Consider the following 16,600-nt stretch of genomic DNA (forward strand, 5'->3'; position numbering starts at 1 on the left):
TGGTTCATCCGCTCGTGGGCGGGCGCGCGCCGGCGCGGGTCGGTGTGCGGAAGTGCTCTCCGACGCGTTTCACCAGCCGTGCCATCTCGTACGCCACCAGCCCGATATCGGCTGTGACGGAGGTGAGAACGGCGAGGCAGGAGCCGTCTCCGGCGGCGGCCACGAAGAGGAAGCCGTCGTCCATCTCCACCATCGTCTGGCGTACGCCGCCCGCGCCGAAGTGGCGGCCCGTGCCCTTGGCGAGGCTGTGGAAGCCGGAGGCGACGGCGGCGAGATGCTCGGCGTCCTCGCGCCTGAGGTCGCTGGAGGCTCCGACCGCGAGTCCGTCGTTGGACAGCACGACAGCGTGCCGTACCTCGTGTACGCGCAGAACCAAGTCGTCCAGCAGCCAGTCGAGTTCACCGGACCGCTCGGTGGCCCGGGTGCTCGGGTCCTGGATCATGCGGGGTCTCCTTCGCTGCTGTCGCTGCCCGTGGCGGGGCCGTGGGTGACGCCTCGGCCGGGTGCCCTGCCGCCGCCTCGTGCCCAGCCGTCGCGGTAGGCCGCCATGCGGTCCCGTACGAGTTCCGGAGTGCGCTCGTCGTCCGCCCGGGGTGTCGCCGCCTGCGCCGACTGCCCGGTGGGCTGTTCGCGCAGTTGGGGTGCGAGGTGCGCCTGGCGTACGCGGCGCGGCAGTTCGTCGGTGCGTTCCGGTTCCGGCGGAGGGCGGTGCGGCCGCAGGGTGGTGACGCCCGGCGGCGGCTCGGACGGGCCGTCCACGCTGGTCTGCCTCGCGGAGTCGACGGGGGCCATGAGGGCGCGCCGGTCCGCGGACTGTTCGACTGGTTCCTGGTGCGGGGCGGCGGCCACGCGCGCGTACTCGCGTTCCGCGGGCTGCGGCCGTGCTTCGGCGGTGGCTCGGGGGGAACGTTCCGGCATGCCGCTGTGCAGCAGGGTGGTGGGGAGGAGGACCACCGCGGTGGTGCCGCCGTAGGGCGAGGTTCGCAGGTGGACCTTGATGCCGTGGCGGGCGGAGAGACGGCTCACCACGAACAGGCCGAGCCGGTCGCTGTCGAACAGGTCGAGGGCCTCGGACTGTTCGATCCGGCGATTGGCCTCGGCCAGGGTCTCCTTGCCCATGCCGAGCCCCCGGTCCTCGACCTCCACGGCGTAGCCGTTGCCGACCGGTTCCCCGGTGATCCGCACGCGCGTGTGGGGCGGCGAGAACTGGGCGGCGTTCTCCACGAGTTCCGCCAGGAGGTGGGTGAGGTCGGCGACCGCGGCACCGCCGACCTTCGCCTCGGGAAGTTGCCGTACCTCCACGCGCGCGTAGTCCTCGATCTCGGAGACGGCGGCGCGCACCACGTTCGTCAGTGAGACGGGCATACGCCAGGCACGTCCCGGAGCGGCTCCGGAGAGGATGATCAGGCTCTCCGCGTGGCGTCGCATACGGGTGGTGAGGTGGTCGAGGCGGAAGAGGTCGCTGAGTTCGTCGGGATCGTCGGAGCGGCGTTCCATGCTGTCGAGCAGGTTCAGTTGGCGGTGCACGAGGATCTGGCTGCGGCGGGCGAGGTTGACGAAGACCCCGGAGATGCCGCCGGCCAGCTCGGCGCGCTCGACCGCCGCGCGGAGGGCCGCTCGGTGCACGGTGCCGAGGGCCTCGGCGACCTGACCGGTCTCGTCCTCCGCGGGTGGGCCGGGCGGGGCCTCGGCATCGACATCGATCTCCTCCCCGGCACGCAGTCTGCGCATGGCGTGGGGCAGTTTGCGGCGGGCGATCTCCAGAGCATCGTTGCGCAGGCTCACCAGCTCGACGACCAGGCCGCGTCCGATGCGTACGGAGATGACCAGGGAGGCGGCGACGGCCGCGAGGCCGAGGAGCACCGCGGCCCCCGCCGGGGAGAGCAGCGCGCGGGTGAACGGGTCGGCCCGGTCGGCGACTTCGTGTCCGGCGTCGGCCTCGATGCCGCGCATGTCGTCCCGCACGCGCGCGTGGACGGACTTCCAGGCCGCTTCGGGGGCGGCGTGGAGCGCCTGCGCTCCGGGGTGGCTCGCGAGCACCTCGTCCTCGACGGCGCGCAGGTCCGCGTAGGCACTTCCTCCGGCGAGTTCCCGCCAGGCGGCGCGCTCGGGGCCGCGCAGATCGACACCGGCGGCTTCGGTCAGGGTGCGGCGGGTGTCGACGGCGCCCGTGAACAGGCGCAACCGCTCTCGGTCGAGTGTCCCGGCGAGGCGGGCGCCGGCCAGAAGCGCGTCCTCCTGGGCCAGGGCCTCACCCGCGCGGGAGAACTCGAGCAGCACGCGCGCGTCGGAGCCGAGATCCGCGTCCTGGATGCCGGTGAGCGCGCCGCCCACGCCGAAGGCCGTGGAGATGGTCGTGGTGTACCGCTCGTACGTGTCGGCCCAGCCGCTGCGGCGGTCGAGCACCGATGTCCGCAGCGCACGCAGTTGTTCGGCTCCGGTGACGAACCCGGCGAGGCGTTCGGACACCCCTGTGGGCAGGTCGGTGCCGTCGGCGATGGTGTGCCGGTCACCCAGGCGCAGTGCGTCGATCGCCCGGTCGCTGCGCCGCGACAGCCTCCGCAGCGTGCTCTCGTGCTCCGTGGAGGGCTTGGTGGCGAACCGGACGGCGGCCACGCGCTCGGCCTGGAGCGCCGCGACGGCGTCGGCGACGGGGCCGCGTACGGAGGCGTCGACGCGCTGCACCTGCCGGAAGCGGGCGACGTCCTGGGCGGTGGTGACGGTGGCGTACGCCCACAAGGCGAGCAGGGAGACGACGGGCACCATCAACAGGCAGACGATCTTGGCCCGGACGGTGCGGGGCCGTAGGTGCCGGAGTCCCGCGCGCGTGAGCGGGCGGGTCGTGGGGGCTCCGGTCTCGTCGGGGCCGAGATGCTCGTCGGCCGGAGGTCCGGCGTGGGCGCGGCGGCCGCGTATCGATGGCTGGGGCGGCGGCGCCTCGGCGCCGGCTGTCGGGGTCCTGCGGGGTGTACGCATGGCCTCCTCGATCGGAGTGGTTCGGGGGCGGGCCGCGAAGGCCGCCGCGCGCGGCCGGTCGGCGGCGGCTAGGGCGCGGCGGCGTTCTCGACCGGCCGCTGGGCCGACGCGGATGCCTCGCGCTCCCCGGCCGTCGGTGACAGCGCGACGAACGCGGAGGTGAGGAAGAGGTAGGACCCGAGGCCGACGGCGAGGGGGAAGATGAACTGCATCGCCGTGGCCCCGGGCAGGACCGCCCCGGACGGAGTGACCTCCACACGCACCGCCCACATCGCGGTGTAGTGCATGCTGCTCACCGCTCCGCCCATGACCAGGGACGCGACCGTGACCGCGACGGGCGACTTGATGTTGAGTGCCGCCCAGAGGGCGGCGGTCGCCGCGACCACGGCGATCACGACGGAGAGCGCGACGAGCGCCGGATCGTAGGTCACGTCGCCGTGCAGCCGCACGGCCGCCATGCCCAGGTAGTGCATGCTCGCGACGCCCAGGCCGGTGGTGAGCCCGCCCAGGAGGAGCGCTCGGGCGCGGTCCCGGCCGTAGCCGACGGCGAAGACCCCGGCGCAGACCACGATCATGGCGGTGAGAAGGCTCAGGATGGTCAGTGGCACGTTGTAGCGGATCTCGGTGCCGCTGACGCCGAAGCCGAGCATCGCCACGAAGTGCATGGTCCAGATGCCGGTGCCGATCGCCGACGCCGCCGTGACGAGCCAGTTGCGGCGGGACCGGCCGGTGGTGCCGAGCGCGCGGACCGTGCAGCGCAGGCCGAGCGCGGCGCCGATGGAGGCCATGACGTACGACAGCGCGGGGGTCAGCCAGCCGAAGGTGGCGTGGTCCAGGTGTCCCATGGCTCCGGGACGCTAGCGGGGGCACGGGAGCACGGAGGGGGCGCATTTCGAAAGGTGCTGGAATGTGGCGCATATATGCACTGGAACGATCGCCTGCCGCCCGAACATGCGCGTCACCTCTCCTACCGTTCGAGTGAGGGATCATGCGGAGCATGAGCGACGACCACACACACGTCCAGGAGTTCTTCACGGCACGGGCCGCCCACTGGGACACCCGGTTCCCCGACGACGGGCCCGCCTACGCCGCCGCGGTCGCCGAACTCGGCCTGCGCGCGGGCGACCGGGTACTCGACGCGGGGTGCGGCACAGGACGGGCCCTGGAGCCGTTGCGCGCCGCCGTGGGACCTTCCGGAGTGGTACTCGGGGCCGATCTGACGCCCGCCATGCTGGAGGCCGCCGTACGGGCCGGACGCGACCGCGACGGGCAGCTGCTGCTCGCCGACGTCGCCCGGCTGCCGTTGCGCACGGAATCACTCGACGCGGTGTTCGCCGCAGGACTCGTCGCACACCTCCCGGACCCCACGGCGAATCTGCGGGAGTTGGCGAGGGTCGTCCGGCCGGGCGGCACGCTGGCGCTCTTCCACCCCATCGGCCGGGCGGTGCTCGCGGCGCGCCAGGGGCGGCAGATCACCGCGGAGGACCTGCGCGCCGAGGGGAACCTCGGTCCGCTGCTGGCCGGTGCGGGCTGGAACATGTCGTCCTACGTCGACGAGGACATGCGCTTCCTGGCGCTCGCCACGCGCGTCGGCTGAGCGGCGCCGCCCGGGAGGGCCGCCCCGCACAACGTCCTGAATGCGCCGTTCGCGGTGGCTTCACCTCACCCTCCCCCTTCTGTGGCCGCGCCTCCGTCTCTACGTTGAGTAGAACGAGCTGTGATACCGACGCGGGGGGTAGGTAGCCCATATGTTCGGCAATGTTCGCAAGTCCTTCGACAGATTCCTCGACTCGTTGCGCGCGGAGACCACCACGCGGGAGGCGAAGCGCACCCACAATCTGTTCGAGGCCGCCGCCGTCTACATCTCGGCGTGCGCCGAGGACGACCAGGATCAGATCGACGAGGCCGTGACCTGGGTGTCGCCCGAGGCCCTGTCGTTCGGAGTCAGTGAGCTGGCGTGTCGAGCGGTCATCGCACTCGCACGGGAGCGGGACGAGTCTCCGGAGACGGTCGCGCGGTCACTTCTGGGGCTGCCCGCAGCCTGAACGAGTGAGGGTTGCCGGTCGATTCGCCCCTGTCCACCCGGATACCTGCAGCTCGCCCGGGATATCCGCAGCTCCGCACGGGGTTCACGCTCGTGACAAGGGCCCGCCGGGCGCATTAGGGTGCGCCGACGGACGAGCGAGAGCGATGGGAGGCCGGCATGGCCGGGACGGACGACGACGCCGTCACCGCCGGGGACGACGACGCGCTGTATGTGCTGACGGCGGTACTGCTCACGCCCGCGAACTTCCCCAGCGTGCTGGGCGACGACTACCCGGAGGCCTGCGCGGCCCTCGGCCTCGCACCGCTCGCCGACGGGTACGGGATCGTCCTGGGACAGGACGGTGACGGGGCCCGGTGGACGGTGGCGGTCGACGACGTGTCGTTGGTCGCCGTGGCCATCGCCTCGTGGGACTGCGGTATGGAGTACGACCTGTCGCCCGACGAGGATTCGGTCGTGGCCGCGCTGCCCGGCTGGCCCCTCGCGGTCGCCGTGGCGGCCCCGGGGGTGCCCGCGCCGCACGACCCCGACCCGGAGGTCTCGGACCTGCCCCCACTGAGCCCGCCGGACACCGGCACCTGGGGTCCCGCCCAGCGACGCCTGGGCGCCGACGAGATCGCGCTGCAGTGGGCGATGTGGCGGGAGCAGATCGACGACGCCGCGTTCACCGGGCAGGACGGTTCGAGCCGGACGGCGACCGGTGACGCGTCGGAAGCCGGGGCGGCGTCCGACGCCGGGAAGGGCGAGGGCGCCCCTCGCACGGGCATCCGCCGGGTTCTCGCGGAGGCACGCGCGTACGTGGAGTCCCCGCCACCCCTCGGGCGCGTCCGCTCCTCGTTCGCGCCCGGTGACGCCAGGACCCTCCGTGCCGACGGTCCCGGCTGGTCGATGGTGGCCAGGACCGACGACATCGCGTTCGTCCTTCTCGACGAGGAACCCGGCGAGGTGCTGCCGGTAGGCCGGGGCCCGGAACTGCCGGGCCTCCTGGAGTCCCTCGACAAGATCGCCGTACGCCCGAACTGAGCCCGCACGCCCACCGGCCCGCACGCGCGGGCCGGTGGCACCTCAGCGGCCGATCTCCTTTCGGCCGGCCCGGCGCAGCCTGCGCCGCTGTGAGGGGTCCAGTGCGAGGTACGCGGCCGTGGGGATCCCCAGGACTATCAGGAGATTGGCCCAGAAGGGGAAGGGCAACAGGATCAGTAGGACGATCCCGATTGCCGCACCCCCCGCGGCGATCTTCGTGCTCTTCGACATCTCCGTCGCCTCCTTCGCGGCCACTGCCGCTCTCTGTCCTGAAAACGGGATCGGGCTCCCCGCAGTTCCGGACCACGACCCTGACACGTCCCTGAGTCGAACCCCCGTACAACCCTGAGATGCCCCCACCACCGACTGGGAAAAGTGACCCACGTCACTCCACAGTGCACCCATCGGAGGTTTGAGGTGCAGTATCCTCGGCGATTCTGCCTACGGTAGTCAAATTTGAGGAGTTCAGCATCCCTGTGCCGTCGAACCCCGTGGCAACCCCCTTCGAAGTCTCCGAGCTGACCCGCTGCCACGCCGTCTTCGTGGCCGCGGACCCTGCCCGAGCCGGCCACGTCGCCTTCTGGCGCGTGGACGGCCCGGCACCGCCCCTGGTCGCGCACGGCTCCCCCGGGGAGCTGACAGTCGTCCGACCTGGTGACGACGGCGTCGAACGGGTGACAGTGCCGGCCGTGTCGCTTCCGGTACGCGCCGCGCTTCCGGTGCTCACACGCGCGCGTATCGCCACGGGCGCCCACCGGTCGGCGGCCTTCTGGGGCGCGGCCGCCGTACTGGCGCTCCAATTCGCCGCACGGGGACTGCTGTTGCCCGGCGTGACCGCCGGCGGTCACGACGCCTGGCGGGCGGGTCCGCTGCGGGCGGAGGACGCGGACCGGGTCAGGGAGCTGGCCACCGCGATGCCACCGGAGGCACACGCGGCACCACTGGACCAGCGCGAGTCGCTGTGGCTGCCCGATCCGGAGCGGCTGTTGCGCGACTTCCTCGACGCCGTCATGGACTCGCTGCCCCGCACCCCCGCCGCGGGCGTCGCGACGGGCGGCCCCGCCTTCGCCGCGCGGGAGCCGCAGTACGTGCCCGCGCAGCGGGCCTGGGCCGCCGATGTCGCCGCCGGGCACGACGCGGGGGTCCGCGTCTCGCTGCGCGTCGAGATCCCTGGGCTCGCTTCGGTCCGGGCCGACGAGGCGGCCGGGACGAAGCTGCCGTTCCGTGTCGTCCCGCAGGTGCACGGTGTGAGCGACCCCGCGCTCGTCGCGGACGCCTCCGCCGTGTGGGCCGGAGCCGAGATCTTCGGCCCGCGCGCGCAGATGGACGCCCTGCTGGCGCTGCGCCGGGCGGCCCGCGCCTGGGCCCCGCTCACTCCGCTGCTCTCCGCAGCCGTGCCGGATGCCGTGGAACTCGCCGACGAGGAGGTCACCGAGCTGCTCGGGGAGGGCGCCCGGTTGCTGGCGGCGGCCGGTGTCGACGTGCACTGGCCCAAGGAACTGGCACGCAAGCTGACCGCCCGCGCGGTCATCGGCCCACAGGACGACCAGCAGAGCACCGACAAAGCCTCGTCGGACACCCCGTCGTTCCTGTCCTCCGACGCGCTGATGACCTTCGACTGGTGGTTCGCGCTCGGCGACCAGCGACTCACCCGGCAGGAGCTGGACCAGCTCGCCGAGGCGAACCGCCCCATGGTGCGGCTGCGCGACCAGTGGGTCCTGGTGGACCCGGAGGAGATCCGCCTCGCCCGTGCGCAGCAGGACCGCAAGGTCTCCCCCGTCGACGCGCTCAGCGCCGCTCTGACGGGCTCGACGGAGGTCGACGGCCGGACGGTCGAGGTGCGGCCCACGGGGTTGCTGGCGACACTGCGGGAGCGGCTGTCGGACCCAGAGCGGCAGGAGCCGGTCGGGCAGCCGTCCGGACTCGCCGCGACGCTGCGGGACTACCAACTGCGGGGCCTCGACTGGCTGGCCCGGATGACCGCCCTGGGGCTCGGCGGCTGTCTCGCCGACGACATGGGCCTCGGCAAGACGATCACCCTGATCGCGCTGCATCTGCACCGCCAGGCGGACGCCTCGTCGGCGGGCCCCACCCTCGTGGTCTGTCCGGCCTCGTTGATGGGCAACTGGCAGCGGGAGATCGAGAAGTTCGCGCCGGGTGTGCCGGTGCGCCGCTTCCACGGGTCCCGGCGCGACCTGGACGGGCTCGCCGACGGGGAGTTCGTCCTGACCACGTACGGCACGATGCGGCTCGACGCGCCACGGCTCGCCGACGCGCCCTGGGGCATGGTCGTCGCGGACGAGGCTCAGCACGTGAAGAACCCCTACTCGGCCACGGCGAAGGAACTCCGCACGATCGGCGCACGCGCGCGCGTGGCGCTCACCGGCACTCCGGTGGAGAACAACCTCTCCGAACTGTGGGCGATCCTCGACTGGACCACGCCAGGCCTCCTCGGCAGGCTCGGCACCTTCCGCACCCGGTACGCGCAGGCCGTCGAGGGCAGCCGGGACCCCGCCGCGGCCGAGCGCCTCTCCCGTCTCGTACGGCCGTTCCTGCTGCGCCGACGCAAGTCGGACCCGGGCATCGCGCCGGAGCTCCCGCCGAAGACCGAGACCGACCACGCCGTGTCGCTCACCAGGGAACAGGCGGGGCTGTACGAGGCGTTGGTCCGCGAGACCATGGCGGAGATCGCCGCTGCCGACGGCATGGAGCGGCGCGGACTGATCGTGAAACTGCTGACCGGCCTCAAGCAGATCTGCAACCACCCCGCCCAGTTCCTCAAGGAGGAGCGGCCCCGGATCCCGGGCAGATCGGGGAAGTCGGAGCTGCTGGACGAACTGCTGGACACCATCCTCTCCGAGGGGGCGAGCGTTCTGGTGTTCACGCAGTACGTCCGGATGGCACGGCTCCTGGAGCGTCATCTGGCGGCGCGCGGTGTGCCCACGCGCTTCCTGCACGGCGGGACACCGATCCCCGAGCGCGAGGCCATGGTCGAGCGCTTCCAGGAAGGGGAGGTACCCGTCTTCCTGCTGTCGTTGAAGGCCGCCGGCACGGGTCTGAACCTGACCCGCGCCGAGCATGTCGTGCACTACGACCGCTGGTGGAACCCGGCCGTCGAGGCGCAGGCCACGGACCGGGCTTACCGCATCGGCCAGACGCGGCCGGTGCAGGTGCACCGGCTGATCACGGAGGGGACGATCGAGGACCGCATCGCGGACATGCTGGTGCGCAAGCGAGAGCTGGCCGACGCGGTGCTCGGTGCCGGCGACACGGCGCTCACCGAGTTGTCCGACGCCGAACTGGCCGACCTGGTGGAGCTTCGAGGGGGCGCGGGATGACAGAACGCATGGGCCATGACGGAGAGCGCACGTTCGCGGCGCAGGCTCCTGTGCGTGGGCGGGGTTTCGCGCAGACGTGGTGGGGTCTGGCCTGGCTGAAGGCGCTCGAGGACGCGGCGCTGGACGGGGAGCAGGTGAACGCGGGGCGAAGGCTCGCGCGGGCGGGAGCCGTGGGCGCGGTGTCGGTGCGCCCCGGGCGCGTCACCGCCGTCGTCCAGGATCGCGACGGCTCCGCCCACCGCGCCGACGTCCTGCTCCAAGAACTGTCCCACGACCACTGGGACCGCTTCCTGGACATGGCGGCCGAACGGGCCGGGCACATCGCCGCCCTGCTCGACCGCGAGATGCCACCGCATCTGGTCGAGGACGCCGCCACAGCCGGAGTCGAACTGCTGCCCGGGCTCGGTGATCTGGAAGCGGAGTGCGACTGTGGTGCCTGGGACCACTGCGGGCACACGGCGGCCCTCTGCTATCAGGTGGCCAGGCTGCTGGACCAGGACCCGTTCGTCCTGCTGCTGATGCGGGGGCGCTCCGAGCGCGCGCTCCTGGACGAACTGCAGGTGCGCAGCGTCGCCTCCGCGGCGGCCGGCCAGGAGGCGCCGGAAGGCCTCCAGGACAGTCGCCGCAACGGCTTGGACGCCGCCGAGGCGTTCGCGGCGGGAGAGGTCCTTCCGCCGCTCCCCGAGCCGCCCCGGCTGCCGGTGGAGCCCGGCCTGCCGCCCTCCCTGGACACCGAGGCCGCGCCCGCACCCGGGCTGGATCCGACCGCGCTCGAGTTCCTTGCGGCGCGGACGGCCCGGGAGGCGCATCGGATGCTGGCCGAGGCTCTTCGCCCCGGACACGAGCAGCAGCCCCTGGACGTCGAGTTGACGCTCCGACAGGACGCGGTTCGACTGGCGGCCGGTGGACCCGGGCCGGGCATCGGTGCACGGCTCGCCCAGGGTTCCGGGCGCGGCCCGGAAGGGTTGGCGCTCGCCGTCCGCGCCTGGCGGTACGGCGGGGTGGCCGGTCTCGCCGTACTCGACGCGGAATGGCACGTAGAGGCGGAATCGCTCGCACGCGCGCGTGCCGCTCTGGAGGCGGCGTGGGACGAGGACGAGCGGCCGTCGCTGCGGTCCGCGCACAACCGGTGGACCGTCGTCGGCGGATCGGCCCAGTTGCGCCTCGGGCGGGACGGCCGCTGGTGGCCCTACCGCAAGGAGCGGGGCCGCTGGGCACCGGCGGGCCCGGCAGCCCATGATCCGGCGACGGCTCTGGCTTCGGTCAGCGCCGAGACCGACGCCTGAGGCCGTCCTGGGCGAGCGAGGCCGGATGCCGTACGCGCGCGTGAGCCGCACTGCGGTCCACGCGCGCCCGGGGCCTCCTCGTCCAGCCTGCGGTTCGGCGACCTGCGTCACTCGGCGTCGCCGGCCGGGGCCGGGAACAGCGAGTCGAGGTCGCTGGGCAACCCGCTCGGGAACTCGCTGGGCAGATCGCTCGGGAAACCCGAGGGCAGCGTCGGAAGGTCGCTGGGCAGCCGGGACGGGAGGCTCAGCGACGGGGTGGGCGATGGGCTCGTACCGCCGCCGGTCTCACCCGGCGGCTTCTCGTCCGGCGATCCCGCACCCCCGGTGGCCATCAGCACGGCAGCGACGACGGCGCCCAGGACGACGATCACGGCCAGGACGGTGAGCACGAAGGTGCGACGCCCACCGGGAGAGGGGCCATCGGGCGGATCGGGTGGCCGACCGCCCCCGCCCTGACTCGGGGGCTGCCGGCCACCACCCTGCCCCGTCGGAGGCAGACCACCACCCCACGAAGGAGGACCGAAGCCTCCGGGCGGCGGCGTGTATTCCCCGGTCGGCTCGCCCGGCGGCGGGTCGTAGCCCCGAGGTGGCGGCCCGGACCCTCCGCCGTTCGACGGCGGTGCGCCGTCCGGGGGCCGGGGCGGCTGGGACGGTGGCGGCGGCATGCCCATACCGTCCAGAGTCGCCTCGAAACAGCCAAGGCGCGACCCCTGCACGGAAGTTGATACGGACTCATGCCACGGATCGCATGATTCCGGAGAATTCCGCGCAAGGATCGGCCGAGGGAGACGAACGGGTCGGCCGAGACAGAACCCGACCGAGCCGGGGGAAACCCCTGCCGCCTCGGCGGAAGGGCCCCCACGCGCGCGTGATCAGCCGCGCGCACCCAGCAGGTGGTCCATCGCCAGCTGGTCGAGCTGCTCGAAGGCCATGCCGCGAGCGGCGGCGGCCTCGGCGTCGAACTCCTCGAAGGCCGTACGGTCAGCGAGCAGGGCCTGCAGACCGTCGGCGGCCGTGGGCTGGGCCAGCTGGTCCAGCCGCGCGGCGCGCAGGGCCTCCTGGACCTCCGGGTCCGCGCGGAAGGCGGCCGCCCGCTCCTTGAGGATGAGGTAGTTGCGCATGCAGCCCGCGGCCGACGCCCACACACCGTCGAAGTCCTCGGTGCGCGGCGGCTTGAAGTCGAAGTGCTTCGGGCCCGCGTAACCGGCGCTCTCCAGGAGGTCGACCAGCCAGAAGGCGGAGCGCAGGTCGCCCGCGCCGAAGCGGAGGTCCTGGTCGTACTTGATGCCGGACTGGCCGTTGAGGTCGATGTGGAAGAGCTTGCCCGCCCAGAGGGCCTGGGCGATGCCGTGCGGGAAGTTCAGCCCGGCCATCTGCTCGTGGCCGACCTCGGGGTTGACGCCGTACAGCTCCGGGCGCTCCAGGCGCTCGATGAAGGCCAGGGCGTGACCGACCGTGGGGAGCAGGATGTCGCCGCGCGGCTCGTTCGGCTTGGGCTCGATCGCGAACTTCAGGTCGTAGCCCTGGGAGGTCACGTACTCGCCGAGGAGGTCGAAGGCCTCCTTCATGCGGTCGAGCGCGTCCCGGACGTCCTTGGCGGCGCCGGACTCGGCGCCCTCACGGCCGCCCCAGGCGACGTAGATCTTGGCGCCCAGCTCGACCGCCAGGTCGATGTTGCGGATCGTCTTGCGCAGCGCGTACCGGCGGACGTCGCGGTCGTTGGCGGTGAACGCGCCGTCCTTGAAGACGGGGTGCGTGAAGAGGTTGGTGGTGGCCATCGGCACGGTCATGCCGGTCGTGTCCAGGGCCGCACGGAAGCGCTTGATGTGCTCCTCGCGCTCGCTGTCCGAGGACCCGAAGGGGATCAGGTCGTCGTCGTGGAAGGTCACCCCGTAGGCGCCGAGCTCCGCCAGACGCTGCACCGACTCGACCGGATCGAGGGCGCGCCGGGTGGCGTCGCCGAACGGGTCCCTTCCCTGCCAGCCGACGGTCCACAGGCCGAAGGTGAACCTGTCGTCGGGGGTGGGCTGGTAGTTCATGCCGCGGCTCCTTGCGCTCCGACTATTTCGTCATGGCGATTTACAAATTAGTATGCGGACGCGTCTCTGGGAAGACAAGATGTCGCCCGCCGGAGGCGTCAGCCGTGTCAACGGCAGTCTCGAGCCGTGTGAGAGGGAGAGCCCGATGTCAGCAGCCGAGGGTCCGCTCGTCGTCGGTGTGGACTCGTCCACACAGTCCACCAAGGCCCTGGTCGTCGACGCGTCGACCGGACGGGTGGTGGCGAGCGGGCAGGCGCCGCACACCGTGTCCTCCGGGGCGGGCCGGGAGAGCGACCCCCGCCAGTGGTGGGACGCGCTGTGCGAGGCGCTGCACCAGTGCGGGGATGCGGCGCGCGAGGCCTCGGCGGTGTCGATCGGCGGCCAGCAGCACGGCCTCGTCACCCTCGACGCCCGCGGTGAGCCGGTCCGTCCGGCGCTGCTGTGGAACGACGTGCGTTCGGCGCCGCAGGCAGCCCGCCTGGTGGAGGAGCTGGGCGGCGCGAAGGCGTGGGCGGAGCGCGTCGGCAGTGTGCCGGGCCCGTCCTTCACCGTCACGAAGTGGGCCTGGCTGGCCGAGAACGAGCCGGAGGCGGTCCGTGCCACCGCCGCCGTACGCCTGCCGCACGACTACCTCACCGAGCGCCTCACCGGCCAGGGCACGACGGACCGCGGCGACGCCTCCGGTACGGGGTGGTGGGCGTCGGCGACCGAGGCGTACGACGCGGAGGTCCTCGCCCATGTGGGGCTGGACCCGGAGCTGCTGCCCCGTGTGGTCCGGCCGGGCGAGGTCGCCGGGACCGTACGGGACGCCCACGACCTGCCGTTCGCCAAGGGCACCCTGGTCGCCGCCGGTACGGGTGACAACGCCGCCGCCGCGATGGGGCTCGGGCTGCGACCCGGCACCCCGGTGCTGAGCCTCGGCACCTCCGGCACGGTGTACGCCGTCTCCAGGCACCGCCCCGCGGACCCGACCGGCACGGTGGCGGGCTTCGCCGACGCGCACGGGGACTGGCTGCCCCTGGCCTGCACCCTGAACTGCACCCAGGCCGTCGACCGGGTCGCCGCCCTGCTGGGCCTGGACCGCGAGGCCGTGGAACCCGGCGCGAGCGTCACTCTCCTGCCCTACCTGGACGGCGAGCGCACCCCGGCCCTGCCACACGCCTCGGGCCTGCTGCACGGACTGCGCCACGACACGACCGGTGGTCAGCTGCTCCAGGCCGCGTACGACGGTGCCGTCCACTCGCTGCTCGGCGCCCTCGACCTGGTGCTCGACGCCGACGCGGACACCTCCGCACCGCTGCTGCTCATCGGCGGGGGTGCACGGGGCACCGCCTGGCAGCAGACCGTACGTCGCCTTTCGGGGCGTGCCGTGCAGGTCCCCGAGGCCAAGGAACTGGTCGCGCTCGGCGCTGCCGCGCAGGCCGCCGGGCTGCTCACGGGCGAGGACCCGGCCGCGGTCGCCCGCCGCTGGGACACCACCCGGGGGCCGGTGCTGGAGGCCGTGGAGCGGGACGAGGAGACGCTCGCCAGGATCTCGGGGGTACTGTCCGACGCGGCACCGCTGCTGGAGCGCGAACCGGGCGGCAGCTGACCGGGCCAGGGGGTGTCCGAAGTGGGAAAATCTGATTCCGGCATGATCTACAGGACCATGATCTACAGGACACCCACCAGGACACTCCGACGGGAGCCGAGGGAGGCATGAGCGCACCGCTGCACGAAGCCCACCCGAGCGGCTCGGGCCGTCGCCTGCCCGACAACCAGCAGGGCATGCGCCGCCGCAACCTCTCCCGGGTCATGCACACCGTCAACGCCGAGGGACCACTGTCCCGGGCCGCCGTCGCCTCGCGCATCGGTCTGACCCGGGCCGCCGTGTCGACGCTGGTGGACGAGCTGATCCGCTCGGGGCTCCTGGAGGAGCTGGGGCCCGAGCGCCCCGGCCGCGTCGGACGGCCCGGCTCGGCGCTCGCCCTGAGCCGTCGCGGCCCCGCCGGGATCGGCGCGGAGATCGGTGTCGACCACCTCGCGGTCTGCGCCGTGGATCTACGCGGTGAGGTACGGGCTCGCGCGGTACGGCACGGCACCAACCGCGGCCGGTCGCCCGAGCCGGTCATCGACGAACTGACCGACCTCGTCCGACGGGTCGTCGCCGAGGCGGAGGGCGAGGGCCTGTGGCCCGCGGGTCTCGCAGTCGCCGTGCCCGGGCTGGTGGCAGGCGATGCCCGGACCGTGGTCCGGGCCCCCAACCTCGACTGGCACGACACGGACCTGGGTGCCCTGTTGCCCGGCGGCCTGCCGGTGACCGTGGACAACGAGGCCAACTTCGGCGGCCTCGCGGAACTCTGGCTCGGGGACGGCACACCGCACGACTTCCTGCACGTCTCCGCGGAGATCGGCATCGGTGGCGCGGTCGTCGTGGACGGTCGACTGCTCCGCGGAACGCGCGGTTTCGCGGGCGAGTTGGGGCACATTCCCGTACGACCGGAGGGCCCCGACTGCGCGTGCGGGGGGCGCGGCTGTCTGGAGCAGTACGCCGGTGAGGAGGCCGTGCTGCGGGCGGCCGGACTGGAACCGGGAGAGCACCGTGTCGAGTTCCTCGCCGAGCGGGCCGCCGCCGGTGACCAGGATGTGCACCGGGCCCTGCGCGGCGCCGGCACGGCGCTCGGTATCGCGCTGACCGGCGCGGTGAATCTGCTGGACCCGGAGACCGTGGTGCTGGGCGGCGCCCTGGCCGCCCTCGCGCCCTGGCTGCTGCCTTCGCTGGAGCGGGAGCTGGCGCGGCGGACCGCCGGTCCGGCCTGCGCCGTGACCGTGTCCCGGCTGGGCTCCGAAGGACCGCTGCTGGGCGCGGCCCACTCGGTGGTGCGGGGTGTGCTGGACGATCCGGCGACGGTCGGCGTACGACCGTAGCGCGGCCACCGCACCCCACCACCGTTCATGGGCCTACGCGGCTCGTGGGCCTACGCGGTTCGTGGGCCTACGCGGTTCGTGGGCCTACGCGGTTCGTGGGCCTGCGTCGGCCGCTTCCCTCTTCCGGGTGACGAAGTTATCCACAACTCACTGCTTTGCCACCGTTTTCCACACGCTCGGACGGCCCGATCGGCAATCGCCGTACCGTGATTCACGCGAGGCGCAGCCATTCGACCAGCGGATGCGTCTTCGCGTACGACGTCCGAGCGGAATCCCCATCCCCGAAAGGCGAACCCAGATGGAGCGAGCCAGGCCGTTGCCGAGCAGGCGACGGCTGTTGCAGGGCACCGCCCTCGCCGCGATCCCCTACGCGTTGCTCCCGAACCCCCGGGCCGGCGCCCACTCGCCGGCCGTCGACTACGCGCACGGCCGGTGGGAGCCGGCGAGCGCGGCCAACTACACCGCGGCCGACCGCCCGACCGGCCAGCCCGTCGATCTGCTGATCATCCATGTGACGCAGACGACGTACAAGAACACCCTGCCCGTCTTCTGGAACCCGGCGAAGCAGGTCTCCGCGCACTACGTGCTCCGGTCGGCCGACGGACGGGTCACCCAGTGCGTCCGCGAGCGCGACATCGCCTGGCACGCGGGCAACTGGGACTACAACGCGCGGAGCATAGGTATCGAGCACGAGGGCTGGATCGACCGGCCCGAGTACTTCACCGGTGCCATGTACGAGCAGTCTGCGGCGCTCGCCTCGGCGATCTGCGACAAGTACGCCATACCGAAGGACCGCGCCCACATCATCGGTCACTACGAGGTGCCGGGCACCGACCACACCGATCCAGGACCGCACTGGGACTGGGATCGCTACATACGCCTGGTCAACGCCGCCTGACCCGGTCGGGACCGACGCCGCCTCGGGTGATCCGGGCCGCATCCTCCGAGGTCGTCCGGGCCCAAGCGATCCAGGACCGTCCGATCCGG

General features: G+C 72.8%; 14 protein-coding genes. 8 read left to right on the forward strand and 6 right to left on the reverse strand.

Annotation, left to right across the window (positions count from 1 at the left end; genetic code table 11):
* Nucleotides 1-4: 4 nt before the first annotated feature.
* From OG272_RS05430 to OG272_RS05440, 3 genes are all read right to left on the reverse strand, one after another.
* Complete coding sequence (locus OG272_RS05430; protein WP_326584693.1) at nucleotides 5-442, reverse strand: roadblock/LC7 domain-containing protein; 438 nt, start codon at nucleotides 440-442, stop codon at nucleotides 5-7.
* Nucleotides 439-2,976, reverse strand: a complete 2,538-nt coding sequence (locus OG272_RS05435; protein WP_405892699.1) for a nitrate- and nitrite sensing domain-containing protein — start codon at nucleotides 2,974-2,976, stop codon at nucleotides 439-441. The genes OG272_RS05430 and OG272_RS05435 overlap by 4 nt, the downstream gene beginning before the upstream one ends.
* Nucleotides 2,977-3,044: 68 nt before the next feature.
* The gene (locus tag OG272_RS05440) at nucleotides 3,045-3,821 is read right to left on the reverse strand and encodes an MHYT domain-containing protein (protein ID WP_327730996.1); all 777 of its coding nucleotides are present in this window, start codon (nucleotides 3,819-3,821) and stop codon (nucleotides 3,045-3,047) included.
* 143 nt (nucleotides 3,822-3,964) lie between these two features.
* Here OG272_RS05440 and OG272_RS05445 point away from each other — a divergent pair, with 143 nt between their 5' ends.
* The 3 genes from OG272_RS05445 to OG272_RS05455 all read left to right on the forward strand — a co-directional run bounded on the left by OG272_RS05445 (nucleotide 3,965) and on the right by OG272_RS05455 (nucleotide 6,043).
* Nucleotides 3,965-4,573: a class I SAM-dependent methyltransferase gene (locus OG272_RS05445; protein WP_327730995.1), complete on the forward strand. Its 609-nt coding sequence runs from the start codon at nucleotides 3,965-3,967 to the stop codon at nucleotides 4,571-4,573.
* A 151-nt stretch (nucleotides 4,574-4,724) separates the two neighbouring features.
* Nucleotides 4,725-5,021 carry a hypothetical protein gene (locus tag OG272_RS05450; RefSeq protein WP_326584689.1) on the forward strand — a complete coding sequence of 99 codons (297 nt, stop codon included), beginning with the start codon at nucleotides 4,725-4,727 and terminating at the stop codon, nucleotides 5,019-5,021.
* 158 nt (nucleotides 5,022-5,179) lie between these two features.
* Complete coding sequence (locus OG272_RS05455) at nucleotides 5,180-6,043, forward strand: hypothetical protein (protein WP_326584688.1); 864 nt, start codon at nucleotides 5,180-5,182, stop codon at nucleotides 6,041-6,043.
* A gap of 42 nt (nucleotides 6,044-6,085) precedes the next feature.
* On the opposite strand, the gene OG272_RS05460 is transcribed toward OG272_RS05455, so the two are convergent.
* Nucleotides 6,086-6,298, reverse strand: coding sequence for a hypothetical protein (locus OG272_RS05460; protein ID WP_326584687.1), 213 nt, complete (start codon nucleotides 6,296-6,298; stop codon nucleotides 6,086-6,088).
* Between the two features lie 221 nt (nucleotides 6,299-6,519).
* On the opposite strand from OG272_RS05460, the gene OG272_RS05465 reads away from it, so the two are divergent.
* Both OG272_RS05465 and OG272_RS05470 read left to right on the forward strand, forming a co-directional pair.
* Nucleotides 6,520-9,381 (forward strand): SNF2-related protein, encoded by a 2,862-nt coding sequence (locus OG272_RS05465; protein WP_405892701.1) that lies wholly within the window; start codon nucleotides 6,520-6,522, stop codon nucleotides 9,379-9,381.
* Entirely contained in the window at nucleotides 9,378-10,667 is a 1,290-nt protein-coding gene (locus OG272_RS05470) for an SWF or SNF family helicase (RefSeq protein WP_405892703.1), read from the forward strand. The genes OG272_RS05465 and OG272_RS05470 overlap by 4 nt, the downstream gene beginning before the upstream one ends.
* A gap of 107 nt (nucleotides 10,668-10,774) precedes the next feature.
* Here the strand turns inward: OG272_RS05470 and OG272_RS05475 are convergent, their stop codons facing one another.
* Both OG272_RS05475 and xylA read right to left on the reverse strand, forming a co-directional pair.
* Complete coding sequence (locus OG272_RS05475) at nucleotides 10,775-11,038, reverse strand: hypothetical protein (RefSeq protein ID WP_326584684.1); 264 nt, start codon at nucleotides 11,036-11,038, stop codon at nucleotides 10,775-10,777.
* Nucleotides 11,039-11,539: 501 nt separating this feature from the next.
* Nucleotides 11,540-12,706, reverse strand: coding sequence for a xylose isomerase (xylA, locus tag OG272_RS05480; protein WP_326584683.1), 1,167 nt, complete (start codon nucleotides 12,704-12,706; stop codon nucleotides 11,540-11,542).
* A 145-nt stretch (nucleotides 12,707-12,851) separates the two neighbouring features.
* Between xylA and xylB the strand changes: the two genes are divergently transcribed.
* The 3 genes from xylB to OG272_RS05495 all read left to right on the forward strand — a co-directional run bounded on the left by xylB (nucleotide 12,852) and on the right by OG272_RS05495 (nucleotide 16,511).
* Nucleotides 12,852-14,297 carry a xylulokinase gene (gene xylB / locus OG272_RS05485; RefSeq protein ID WP_405892706.1) on the forward strand — a complete coding sequence of 482 codons (1,446 nt, stop codon included), beginning with the start codon at nucleotides 12,852-12,854 and terminating at the stop codon, nucleotides 14,295-14,297.
* Between the two features lie 107 nt (nucleotides 14,298-14,404).
* Nucleotides 14,405-15,613, forward strand: a complete 1,209-nt coding sequence (locus tag OG272_RS05490; protein WP_405892707.1) for an ROK family protein — start codon at nucleotides 14,405-14,407, stop codon at nucleotides 15,611-15,613.
* A gap of 298 nt (nucleotides 15,614-15,911) precedes the next feature.
* Nucleotides 15,912-16,511 carry an N-acetylmuramoyl-L-alanine amidase gene (locus OG272_RS05495; RefSeq protein WP_327730989.1) on the forward strand — a complete coding sequence of 200 codons (600 nt, stop codon included), beginning with the start codon at nucleotides 15,912-15,914 and terminating at the stop codon, nucleotides 16,509-16,511.
* Nucleotides 16,512-16,600 lie beyond the last annotated feature (89 nt).

This window comes from Streptomyces sp. NBC_00104, assembly GCF_045160825.1.
Taxonomy (GTDB): domain Bacteria; phylum Actinomycetota; class Actinomycetes; order Streptomycetales; family Streptomycetaceae; genus Streptomyces.

Bases quoted from the DNA above. Each gene is read 5' to 3' on its own strand.
- OG272_RS05455 (WP_326584688.1), top strand. From the start codon at position 5,180: ATGGCCGGGACGGACGACGACGCCGTCACCGCCGGGGACGACGACGCG.
- OG272_RS05490 (WP_405892707.1), top strand. From the start codon at position 14,405: ATGAGCGCACCGCTGCACGAAGCCCACCCGAGCGGCTCGGGCCGTCGC.
- OG272_RS05435 (WP_405892699.1), bottom strand. From the start codon at position 2,976: ATGCGTACACCCCGCAGGACCCCGACAGCCGGCGCCGAGGCGCCGCCG.
- OG272_RS05430 (WP_326584693.1), bottom strand. From the start codon at position 442: ATGATCCAGGACCCGAGCACCCGGGCCACCGAGCGGTCCGGTGAACTC.
- OG272_RS05440 (WP_327730996.1), bottom strand. From the start codon at position 3,821: ATGGGACACCTGGACCACGCCACCTTCGGCTGGCTGACCCCCGCGCTG.
- OG272_RS05445 (WP_327730995.1), top strand. From the start codon at position 3,965: ATGCGGAGCATGAGCGACGACCACACACACGTCCAGGAGTTCTTCACG.
- OG272_RS05450 (WP_326584689.1), top strand. From the start codon at position 4,725: ATGTTCGGCAATGTTCGCAAGTCCTTCGACAGATTCCTCGACTCGTTG.
- OG272_RS05470 (WP_405892703.1), top strand. From the start codon at position 9,378: ATGACAGAACGCATGGGCCATGACGGAGAGCGCACGTTCGCGGCGCAG.
- xylA (WP_326584683.1), bottom strand. From the start codon at position 12,706: ATGAACTACCAGCCCACCCCCGACGACAGGTTCACCTTCGGCCTGTGG.
- OG272_RS05495 (WP_327730989.1), top strand. From the start codon at position 15,912: ATGGAGCGAGCCAGGCCGTTGCCGAGCAGGCGACGGCTGTTGCAGGGC.
- xylB (WP_405892706.1), top strand. From the start codon at position 12,852: ATGTCAGCAGCCGAGGGTCCGCTCGTCGTCGGTGTGGACTCGTCCACA.